The 12,694-nt window shown below is 61.3% G+C and carries 2 protein-coding genes; both read left to right on the top strand.

Annotation, left to right across the window (positions count from 1 at the left end; translation table 11 throughout):
• Window positions 1-316 precede the first annotated feature (316 nt).
• The gene (locus BMF08_RS21400; protein WP_105310580.1) at window positions 317-2,698 is read left to right on the top strand and encodes an Ig-like domain-containing protein; all 2,382 of its coding nucleotides are present in this window, start codon (window positions 317-319) and stop codon (window positions 2,696-2,698) included.
• The gene (locus BMF08_RS20960; protein ID WP_325006989.1) at window positions 2,677-12,633 is read left to right on the top strand and encodes an Ig-like domain-containing protein; all 9,957 of its coding nucleotides are present in this window, start codon (window positions 2,677-2,679) and stop codon (window positions 12,631-12,633) included. Before BMF08_RS21400 ends, BMF08_RS20960 begins: the two co-directional genes overlap by 22 nt.
• The last annotated feature ends 61 nt before the right edge of the window (window positions 12,634-12,694 follow it).

Genomic DNA, 12,694 nt, shown 5'->3' with positions numbered 1-12,694 from the left:
GTGTTCATTTAAGTAGGGCTTAACCTTTATTTTAGTGATAAAGGATATATCCTGTTTCCCAAAAAAATATGTATGAATTTGTGATATTGGAATTTGCCTATTACGAAAAAGTGATTATATATTTTAAGCAGATGATTTTCGTATTTCTGCAATGGATGAAAAATCAAGCCCAGTAAAATCAACATTTTGCCTCATAAATTGCTCCAGAAACCATACCGAGCCCAATTCTGCCAGATAACTTTGGCTGCCATTGGCTTACCCAAAATAAATACGTCAGGTGCGTGACATAAGGCACTTGCTGCAAGAGGAATATAATATGGCGCCGAAAAATGGCCTTCCCGGATCCGTGGATATTATAAATCAAAAGACCGGCGATATCGTGATGGAATATCCGCAAAACGCCGATCGCGTCGTTAATCTCTCGCAGACAAGTATTGTGCGCGTAAATGCTTCTCCCGCCTCGGTAAACTTTTACGAGCGCGAAGGCAATGACCTGATCGTCCATATGAAAGATGGCTCTACGGTTCGCTATCAGCGCTTCTTTTTCCTTGATGAAAATGGTCTGCACAGTGAGCTGGTGTTCGAGGATGATCTCGGTGCGCACCACGCGGTGTTCCCGTTTGCCGCCGATGCCGGGCCAATGACCGCTGAAGCCATTGTCCCGGCGATGTCAGAGGTCGCAGTCGACTCGTTGATTGGCGCAGGCGGTATTTCAGCGCTGGCGGTACTGGGTGGGCTGGCTGCCGTGGGGGGGATTGTAGGTATTGCTGCCGCATCCGGTGGTAGTGGCGGTGGTGGGGATAACGACAATAACAATGGCGGCACCACTCCACCGGATGGCGGCGGTACGACTCCCCCTGATGGCGGCGGCACCACTCCGCCGGACGGTGGCGGTACGACTCCCCCTGATGGCGGCGGCACCACTCCGCCGGACGGCGGCGGTACGACTCCCCCTGACGGCGGCGGTACCACACCTCCTGACGGCGGCGGTAGCACGCCAGGAACCTCAACCCTGACGGTTGAACCTCTGACAGAGGATAACCTGCTCAATCAGCTACTGGTGGCGCGCAATCAGATGCTGAGCGGTTCGACCGAGGCGGCGAACGCCGGTAGTGTCATTACCATCATGTGGGACGACAACGTCTGGACCACGACCGTTAATCCCGACGGCTCATGGGCATTTATGTTCCCGCCGGAAGTGCTGCAAAGCCTGTCGCAGGGGCCGAGCACGCTGCGCGTAAGACTGCTGGATTTCCGCGGACGCACCGTTGAAACTTCAATGGATGTGATGGTGGATACTGTTCCGCCTGTGCTGGACACGGTGCCGTTCGTACCGAACCAGGTATTTGACAGTTCCCAGCTTGGCGGGGATAAAATCCTGCGCGGCTATGCAGAGGCTGCTGATGAAGGCAGCACCGTTTTAATTACCCTTAATGGTAAAAATTACTTCGCCATCGTCGACAGTAACGGCAACTGGCAAACGACTATCCCGCTTACGGATCTTCAGGCGCTGAGCGATGGCGAAAGCTACACCATCAGCTACGAAATCACCGATCTGGCGGGTAACATTACCACCGGCAGCAGTGATTTTACGGTTAACCTCACCGCGCCGGCAATCAGCGTTAACCCGCTCACCGGCGATGATGTGCTTAACAGCGCGGAGATCCAGCTGGATCAAACGCTCTCCGGCAATACGCAAAATATCGCCGCCGGGCAGACGGTGACTATCACCCTGGGCGGACAAACCTGGTATGCGGTGGTGCAGGGCGACGGCAGCTGGAGCGTCACGCTGCCATCAGGCGATCTGCTGGCGCTTGCCAATGGCAGCAATACCATCACCGTCAGCGTGGTGGATAAAAATAATCAGACTATCACCAGCAACCATCCGATCACGGTCGACAGCGCGCAGACCGGCATCGCCATCGCTATTGTCTCCACCGATGACTACCTGAATGCGGCGGAAGTGACCCAGCCGCTGGAAGTGCGCGGCGTCACCACGGTATTTGGTCCGGCGGTGTCGGTGCTGGTGGAGTTCAACGGCAAAGTTTACGACGCCGTGGTGGATAACGCCGGTAACTGGAGCGCGGTGATCCCCGCCGAAGATCTGGCGGAGCTGAAAGACGGCCCGCGTGAAATCACCGCCACCGTTACGCTCGGCACGCAGACTGCCTCTGATGAACATATTCTGAACGTGGCGGTTAACCATGTTCCGCAACCCTCGCTGAACACGCCTTTTGCTGACGGTATACTGAGCGCAGGCGAGCGGGATGTGGCGCAGACCATTGCGGGCAATACCGGCATCAGCGGGCCGGGGCAGAAAGTCTCGGTGCTGCTTGGCGGAAAAACCTACACCGCCACCGTCGACAGCGACGGCAACTGGGCGATCACCGTGCCGCCTGCCGATCTGCAAACCCTGCCGCAGGGAACGGTATCGATGACGGTCAACGCGTCGGATGCGGCGGGCAATACCGCAACGCTGCCGGGCAGCGCCATTGTCGATACCCTGGCGCCGGATCTGGCGGTGCTGCCGGTTGCCGGTAGCGGACGTCTGGGCCTCGAAGATATGAATACTGCACAGGTGCTGAGCGGTATCTCATCGGTGGAGGAAGCCGGGCGTCCGGTTACCGTGGTGCTGAACAATAAAACCTACACCACAACGGTGGGCAGCGACGGCAACTGGCGGACGGCGCGAATTTAGCGACTGTCACCCTGACGGACGCCGCCGGTAACCCACACGTTATTGAGCAGACCATCAACGTCAAAACCACGCCGCCGACCGCCACCGTCACCTCCTTTGCCGGTAATAACGGGCTGGACGCGGCAGAAATCAAAACTGACCAGTTACTGCGCGGTACCACGACCGATGCCGAGTCGGGCAGCCGGGTAGTGGTGACGCTGGGCGGTAATACGTACCAGTCTGTGGTGGCCAGCGACGGTAGCTGGACGGTACTGATCCCGTCCGGCACGCTCTATCAGCTGACGCCGGGGGAAAACCCGGTGCAGATCAGCGTCACCGATATTTACGGCCAGACAACGAACAGCATCTATCCGGTGACGGTGGACAGCGCCCCGACGGCGGTGGCGATCAGCATCATCTCCGGCAATGACTATATTGGCGTGCAGGAAGCAGCGGGCGTGGTGACCATCAACGGCACCAGCGCCGGTCTGCCGCTCAACACCGAGGTGCAGGTGCAGGTGAACGGCGTGACCTATCCTGGTTTTGTCGATGCTAACGGCAACTGGAGCATTACGCTGGCCCCGGGCACGCTGTCCGGCTCGGCGGATGGCCCGCTGACCATCACGGCGACCGCCGTGGTTAACGGCGTGACGGTGAGCGATACCCATACGGTTAATCTCATCCTCAATGCGCTGCCGCAGGCAAACACTGACCCGCTGTTTGGCGATGGTGTGCTGAACGGCGCGGAAATTCAGCAGAACCAGACCCTGACCGGGGAAACCGGCGTCACCGGGCCGGGGCAGACGGTCAGCGTGAATCTTGGCGGTAATACCTTTACCGGCACGGCCAATGAGAACGGGCAGTGGAGCGTGACCATTCCGTCCGGCGCGCTGGACAGCTTAACCAATACCGATTCGCCGCTGCCGGTGACGGTAACGGTGACTGATATTGCCGGTAACACCGCCACCAGCACGCCGATCAACGTCAACATTGATGTTGAACCGCCGGTGCTGAGTTTTGATCCTTTTGCCACTAACGACACGCTTAACCTGGCGGAAGCGGGCGCGACCCAGACGCTCTCCGGCGTCGCCAGCGGCGCGGGCGCAGACCAGCCGGTCACCGTTGTGCTTAACGGCCAGACTTACACCACCACGACAGGCGCGAACGGCGTATGGTCTGTCGATATTCCGTCTTCGGCGCTACAGGCGCTGCCGGACGGGCAGGCGACCTTTACCGTTACCGTGACGGATGCGGCGCAAAACAGCACCACCGCCAGCCATAACATCAGCGTGCGCATCGATCCGCAGAAACAGCCGCTGCTTACCGTGGATCCGGTCGCCGGGGATAACGTGATTGACGCCGCCGAACGCGGCGAAGCCATCACCCTGACCGGTAAAGTGCTGAACGTTGAAGCAGGCCAGACGGTGACCGTCACCCAGGGCGGCTCCAGCTGGACCGGCACCGTGGGCGCCGATGGCAGCTGGCAGGTCACTATTCCGCCGGGCGAACTGGCCGGTCTGCTTGACGGTGACTATGCGCTGAGCGTACAGGTCAGCGATACGGCGGGTAACAGCACCAGCGCCACCCGTCCGTTTACCGTTGACACCACTGTCAGCGCGATCTCCATTGCGCCGCTCACCGGCGACGATCGGGTGAGCCTCAGCGATATTAATAACGCCAGTGGCCTGGTGGTCAGCGGCAGCTCCGTCGGACTGGCGGAAGGAACGCCGATCACGGTGACGCTGAACGGCAAGCTATACGCGGGCGCCGTTGGCGCAGGCGGGGCGTGGAGCGTGACCGTCCCGGCAGAGGAGGCGCGCGCCATCAGCGATGGCACCGCCACCCTCACCGTATCGGCCCAGGACGGCAGCGGCGATGTCGTGAGTAACAGTCATCAGTTCACTATTGTCACCACCACCCTGCCGACCGTCTCCATGAATCAGCCCTTTACCGACGGTATTGTGAACAGCAGCGAGGCGCTGACGGGCGGCACGCTGAGCGGTACGACCGGCGTCAGCGGCGCAGGTCAGCTGGTACAGGTACAGATCGGCTCCGGCGCTCAGGCGCAGACGCTGACGGCCACCGTCGATGCCAGCGGCAACTGGTCGGTGAACGTCCCTTCCACCTTGCTGAACAGTTTAACCGACGGCACCGTGCCGGTGGTGATCACCGCTACGGATGGCGTGGGTAACGCGGCGGTGCTGGAAAGCAGCATCCTGGTGGACAAAACGCCGCCGGTACTCACCCTGGGCGATGTGGCGGGCGACGGCACGGTGAATGCCGCCGAAGCGGCAGGACCGATAGTGCTGACCGGCACCGCCACGCCTTACGATCCGGCGCAGCCGCAAACCGTCGTCGTGCAGATTAACGGCCAGACCTATAATGCCCTGATCCAGGCCAACGGCGACTGGAGCGTGACGCTGCCTGCCGGGGCGCTGAGCGGCATCCCGGATGGCCCGGTAAGCATGACGGTCATCGCGACTGACAGCGCAGGGAACAGTGCCACCATCAAAGAGAGCTTTACCCTCGACGCCTCGCCGGTGAATGCGCCGCAGGTCACCATGAACAGTATCTCAACGGATAACTATGTTAATGCCAGCGAAGCCGGTTCGCCGCTGGTGGTGTCCGGCTCGACGGTGAATGTGGAACAGGGGCAGATCGTTACCGTTACGCTGAATGGCGTTGACTATCCGGCCACCGTGCAGGCCGACGGCAGCTGGAGCGTGGCTGTTCCGGCGACTGACCTGGCGGCGGTGCAGGACGGCGTGCAGCCGATCCGCGTGACCGTCACCGATGCGGCGGGCAACGTCGACGACGCCACGCAGAACGTTACCTTTATCACCCAGCCAGGCAGCCAGCCGACGCTCAGTATCGACAGCGTGGCGGGGGATAACGTTATCAGCGATCCGGAAAGCAGCGGCGCAGTTGCCATTACCGGCGTCTCCACCAATCTGGCGCAGGGCACACTGGTGACGGTGACGCTGGCGCCGGGCGGAGGCAGCTATACCGCCAGCATTGGCGCGGACGGCAGATGGTCGGTGCAGGTGCCCGCCAGCGTGGTCAGCGGGCTGGCGGATCAGACTTATACGGTCACCGCCACCGCCAGCGATGCGGCCAGCAACCCGGCAACCAGCACGCAGCAGGTGCGTGTCGATACCGTCGGGCCGGACATCAATCTGGATCCCAGCTTCCTGTCCGATGGGCTGGTTAACATCAGTGAATCCGCCGTCGCCCAGACCCTGAGCGGCACCACCACGCCAGGCTCCATCGTATCGCTGACGATCAACGGTACCCCTGTCGAAACCCGGGCCGATCAGCTGGGTCAATGGAGCATTGTCATTCCGGCAGAGGAGTTGCAGGCGCTGCCGCAGGGCCCGTCCACGCTGACCCTTACCGCCACGGATCCGGACGGCAACGTTTCCAGCACGCCGCTGCCGATTAATGTGGGCAACACGACGCTGCCTGCCATCACCATCGGCAATACGCTGATGCTGACCGATGGCATGATAAACACCGCAGAAGCGACCGATGTGGGGCAGATCACCGGTACCTCAACGGGGTTGCCTGCCGGGGCGACGATCACGCTGTTTATTGGTACCGTGCAGATTGGTACTGCCTCGGTTGGCAGTGATGGCAACTGGACGGCGACCATCGCGCCGGGCACCTTTAACCAGTTTGCTAACGGTCCGTACACCATTACTGCCAGCGCCGCCGATGCCTATGCTAACCCGGCCAGCGGCAATCTGGGGATCGAAGTGGTGCGCGCGGCCCCGGATGCGACGCTGCCTGCGACGCTCTTTACTGACGGCATCATCAATCAGCTGGAAGCCAGCACCGGGCAGATCCTTACCGGCACCACCGGCCTCACCGGCGGCGGGCAGACCGTGGCGATCACCATTACCGGCAATGGCCTGACCGATCCGATCACGGTTAACGGCGCCGTGGATAATAACGGTAACTGGACGGTACAGCTGCCATCGACGGTCTTAACCGGGCTGAGCGACGGCGCTTACTCCCTGGCGGTGACCGTAACGGATAAAGCCGGCAACAGCGACACCAGCCCGGCTCAGGACTTTGACGTCCGCGCGGGTGTGCTGCCGACGCCGACGCTGGATACGGCCTTCGGTAATGGCGTGCTGATCAGCAGTGAAGTGGCAGACAGTACGCTCACCGGCACCACCGGGCTGGATAAAGCCAGTATTCAGACCATCCAGGTCAGTATTAATAACGGTCCCTTTATCACCATCACCGACGCGAATATAGGCGCGAACGGCGAGTGGACCCTGCCAGTCAGCGCCGGGACGCTGGGCACATTGCCGGACGGCACCATTCCGGTGAAAATCATCGTCACCGATACGGCGGGCAATATCGTGAACGGCGACGGTAACTTCCAGGCCGTGATCAATAATGTGCCGGAGGTGACGCTGGGCACGCTCTTTACCGATGGCGTGCTGAATAATTCGGAAGCGGCTGCAGGCCAGGTGCTGACCGGCAACACCGGGGTCATTGGTGCAGGGCAGACGGTCACCGTCACCCTGAACGGCGTGCCTTACAATACCGGCGCGACTGTGGATGCAAACGGCCAGTGGAGCGTTACCCTGCCGCCGTCGGCGTTAACCGGCTTAACCAACGGCCAGACGCAGACCGTGGTGGTGACGGTGAGCGATGCCTATGGCAACGTGGATTCCGCCACCCAGACCTTTGTGCCGCAGCTGGCATTGCCGACACCGGGCGTGACTAACCTGTTCGGCGGCGATGAGACGCTGAATATCAGCGAGGCGGCAGGCCCGCTGACGCTGACCGGCAGCACGGGTCTGAGCGGCGGCAATCAGTTTGTCACCGTGACCATTGATGTTGACGGCGTCACCTATGTGGCTGATGTCGATCCCGCGGGGCAGTGGACGGTGTCGCTGCCGGCTGGCACCCTGCAGGGGCTGGATCCGGCGACGGCGCACACTATCGTCGTGCGTGCCGAAGATCAGTACGGTAACGTGCAGACCGCCCAGGTGCCATTTGACGTCGCCTTTACCGCGCCGACCGTGACGGTGAACACGCCGATCTTTGGCGATAATTATCTCAACATCAGCGAATCCACCGCGCCGGCCAGCCTGTCAGGCACCTTTACTTCAAGGGATCCGGCGGCCACCACGGTACAGGTCACCATCGGCGGCAAAATCTTTGACGCCACCGTCGATCCGCTGACCAATACCTGGACGCTGGCGCTGGACAGCGACAGCTGGATCGGTGTCGATCGCGGTCAGCAGAGCGTGATCGTCACCATCACTGACGATGCCCGGAATACCGGCAGCACCAGCACGCCGGTGGTGATCGCCCTTAACCAGCCGACCATTTCAGTGAACGCGCCGTTCGGCAACAGCGATCTCGACTGGACGGAAAGCCAGCAGCTGCAAACCCTCACCGGTACCACCAGCAATGTGGAGGTGGGGCGCACCATCACCGTGACGCTGGGGGGACAGACCTTTACCACCACCGTACAGCCGGGCAATACCTGGGCGCTACAGCTCACTCCGTTGCAGATGGCGACGCTCGCCAACGGCAGTACGACCCTTGAGGCAACGGTGCAGGATATCGCAGGCAACCCGGCCACCACCGGGCCGGTGGGCGTCACCATTGATACCGTACCGCCAGCCTTCAGCGTGACGGTCAACCCGGTGGCGGGCGATAACATTATCAACGCCAGCGAGTTCAGCGCCGGGCCTGCGATCACGGTCAACGGCCAGAGCAATGGGTACCCGGCAGGTACGCTGCTTAACATCACCGTAAATGGCGTGCTGGTGGGAACGGCAACGGTGGACGGCAACAACACCTGGACGACCAGCGTGCCGGTCAGCGCCTTCCCGGACCAGACGAGCTATACCATTGAAGCCACCAGTCAGGCTGCGCCGAACTCCACCTCCTCGGTGGTGGTGCAGGTGGATACGCTCGCCCCGACGCTGACCCTGAATCCGGTGTCCGGTGACGATATTATTAACGCCGCCGAAAGCGGTCAGCCATTGACGCTGGGCGGTACTGCCAGCCTGTCGGAAGCCGGGCGCACGGTGTCGGTGACCCTCAACGGCAAGACTTACTATGCGGTTGTAGGATCGGACGGCAACTGGTCAACGGTGGTGCCGCAGGCGGATGTCGCCGCGCTGCCGTCGGGCAGTACGCCGGTGACGGCGCAGCTAAGCGATGTCGCAGGCAACCCGGCGGTGGACGGCAGGATCATCAGCGTGCAACGCGATGAGCCGCTGCTGGAGGTCAACGCGCTCAGCGTGCCGGCGGTGCTGAATACCGTGGAAGCCGCCACCGGTATGCTGGTGGCGGGACGCGGCGAGCCGGGGAACACTGTAACAGTGACGCTCGGGCCGCTCAGCTGGAGCAGTACGGTCGACAGTAACGGTAACTGGAGCCATACCTTCCCGGAACTGGAGCTGCGCACGCTGACCGACGGGGCTCAGGTGATTAACATCACCTCCACCGACGCGGCGGGTAATACGTCCAGTAACAATGTCGGGCTGAACGTCGCCCTCAACCAGGGCCTTGGCGTTGTGGTCAACGATGTCTTTGGCATCGATGGCGTGCTGAACGTGGCGGAATCGCTGATCACGCAGCTGGTGACCGGGCAAGTAAGCGGCGATTATCGCGGCGCGACGGTGAAAGTGACCATCGCCGGGGTGAGCGCCACTATCCCGACCACCACGGTGGGCGCCGATGGCAAATTCAGCATCCAGTTGCCGCCCGATCTGTGGACCGGGCTGACGCAGCAAACCCTGCAATTGCAGGTGGATGTCACCGATATTTACGGTAACTCCACTAATCAGATCATCAACGTCGGCACGGCGCTGACCGATCTGCCGGTGATCGGCGATATTACGGTGGCGGCAGATAACATCATCAACCTGGTCGACAGTACCACCAGCCAGGTGGTGTCGCTGGGGCTGAATAATGCGGCCAACGTCGCGGGCGTGGTGGTCACCATTGCCGGACGTACCATTCAGGGAACGCAGGATGCGCTGGGGAACTGGATCGCCACGCTGCCGCCATCGTTACTCGGCGCGCTGCCGGACGGTACCGTAGGCCTTGCGGTCAGCGTAACGGATAAATTCGGCAACGTAGTGAATGGCAGTACCGATCTGACGGTGGCGGTAAAAGCACAGCCTTCTATTGTGCTCGATCCGCTGTTTGGCGACGGTATGCTGAGCATTCCGGAACTGTTAAGCGGGGTGATCAGCGGTACGGCGACCGGGCTGAATGGCCGCACCCTGAGCATCAAAGTCGGCGATACCACTGCATTCACGACCAATGTGGACGGCAACGGGAAATGGTCCGTTGCCCTGCCGGAGGCGGTGCAGGCAGCGCTTCAGGGGCTGGGCACCGGCAACGTGGCGGTAAGCGTGCAGGCGACGGATCAGTACGGTAACAATGCGGCCGTGGGCGCAAACGTGGCGCTGGATCTGCTCGCGCCGGTGCTGAATGCCGTCACCCTGTTTGGCGACGGGCTGCTGAACGCCGCCGATGCGCTGCTGACGCAGACCATTACCGGTAGCGTCGCGCAGGCCCCGGTCGGTTCCACGGTGAGCGTGCAGATCGGTACCAAAACCTTCGCCGGTGTGCTGGCGGGTAACGGTACCTTCAGCATTAATGTCAGCCCGGCGGATTTAGCTTCGCTGGCGGACGGCGTGCTGACGCCTGTGATCACCATTCAGACGCCGGACGGCAATACCACCACCACCAATGGCCCGGCCATCAAAGTGGGGCTGACCGGTCTGCCGACGGTGAGCGTCAACACAGGCACGCTGTTTGGCGGCGACGGTTATCTGAGCCGGGCGGAAGCGGATGCAGGCCAGATCATCAGCGGCGTCACCAGTCTCGCCAGCGGCACGGTGACCGTGCGCGTCGGCACTGCCACGCTGACGGGCACCATCAACAACGGTACCTGGTCGGTGAACGTTCCGCCATCTGTATTGCAGGGACTGGCGGACGGTAACGTCACCGTTAGCGCCAGCGTGCGTGATGATGTTGGAAACCCTGGCTCCAGCTCGCAACTGATTAACGCCGTGATCAACGCGCTGCCTTCTGTCAGCCTCAATACGCCGTTCGGCGACGGGAATCTGAGCCTCTCGGATCTGCTGGGCGCGCAGGTGCTTAACGGTACCACCACTAACCTGGCGGCAGGCACTGCCCTGACTGTCACCCTCGGCGGCCTGACCTTCAACACCACCGTCGGCAGTGATGGCTCCTGGCGTTTACCGCTGCCGACCGCCACCCTGCAGGGGCTGACGGACGGTACGTTATCCGTGGGCGTCACCGCGCGGGATGTGGCGGGTAACGTCGCCACCGATACCAAAAATCTGCTGGTAGCCATCCAGCAGGCGCCGACGCTGGTGATCAACTCACTGTTTGGCGACGGTGGTCTGAACGCGACGGATATTCTCAGCGCCCAGACCATTACCGGCTCGGCGACCAATGCGGTCGGCTCGCTGGTGAACGTGACGCTCGGCAACAAGGTTTACCAGGCGCTGGTGGGATCCGACGGCAACTGGTCGGTCTCGGTGCCGAAAGCCGATCTCAGCGCGTTGCTCGACGGCACCTTGTCGGTTAACGCCTCGCTTACCAACCCGGCGGGCAACGTCGCGGGCACCAGCGGGCTGCTGAACGTGATCACCCACAGCCTGCCGTCTATTTCGCTGACCTCGCTGTTCGGCAACGATGGCTTCCTGAACGTGGCGGAGTCGAACGGTACGCAGACCATTTCCGGGCGCATTAACGGTGGCATCACCGACGGCTCGCGCGTGGTGGTGTCGCTGGGCGGCACCAGTTATAACGCCACCGTGAACCCGGACGGCAGCTGGTCGTTACCGGTCAGCAGCACGGTGCTGAAAGGGTTGACCGGTGGCGCGCTGAAAGTGGGTGTGTCGGTCATTGATAAAGTCGGCAACACCAACAGCACCAGCACGGATGTGACCGTCAAACTTACCACGCCGGAGCTGACCTGGAACCCGCTGGCAACCCTGAACCCGCTGACGCTGCTGACCAAAGGGTTAACGTTAAGCGGCGGTTCGCGCAATCTGGGGGCAAATGCCGTGGTGCATCTGTCGCTGCTCAACGGCACGGTAAGCACCACCGCGATAACGGACGCCAACGGCAACTGGTCCACCACACTGAGCCTCGGTCTGAACATCCTGAACCTGTTGTCGCTCACCAGCGTGGTTAACCTGTACGCCACCGATGCCGCTGGCAACACCGGCTATCTGAACGTCGGCCTGGGCGGGAATATCATCTCCACCACGCCGCCTGCCACTCTGATGGCGCTGGCGACGGATGACTCCAGCTTCGTGCTGCATTCAGACAGTATCAACACCGTACAGGAGACTGACAGCGCACCGGCCAGCACCCTGACCGCACGCGCTACCGCGACGGCTGCCACTACCGAAAGTGATAGTACGCTCAACCAGACGGAGGAGGCGGCCTACACTATTGGAGGCGTCAGCATCACCCTGGCGGACGGCACCGAAGCCAGCGGCGATAGCGTGCAGGGCAGCGAGGGCAATGACACCATTCACCTTGCGACCCTGGGCTTTGTGGAGATCGACGGCGGGGCAGGCACCGATACCCTGGTGCTCGACGGCGTGGATCTGGTACTTAACCTGATCGACGCCGCCACCCGTGTGCACAATATCGAGATCATCGATCTGGGCAAATCGGGCACCAACAGCATCACGCTGGATCTGAACGAGGCGCTGACGGTGACCGATAAACCGGAAGATGACCTGATCATCAAGGGGAGTAAAGGCGACAGCGTGAATCTGGTGCATGGCAACAGCGACATCTGGGCGATCAGCGGCCAGCGGGAGGTGGATGGTATGCAGTTCGACATCTACCACAACAGTTCACAAAGCAACACCTTAGGCGATGTACTGGTGCAGCAGGGTCTGCACGTCAATATGGTCTGATGACCGGATCGCAGCCTCAGGGACGAGGCGAGGGAACGTAAAATATCACCACGGGCAGCCA

The organism is Enterobacter sp. SA187 (assembly GCF_001888805.2).
GTDB lineage: Bacteria > Pseudomonadota > Gammaproteobacteria > Enterobacterales > Enterobacteriaceae > Enterobacter_D.
Note: the sequence above shows the minus strand (reverse complement) of the source record. Positions and strands in the feature narration are given on the sequence as shown.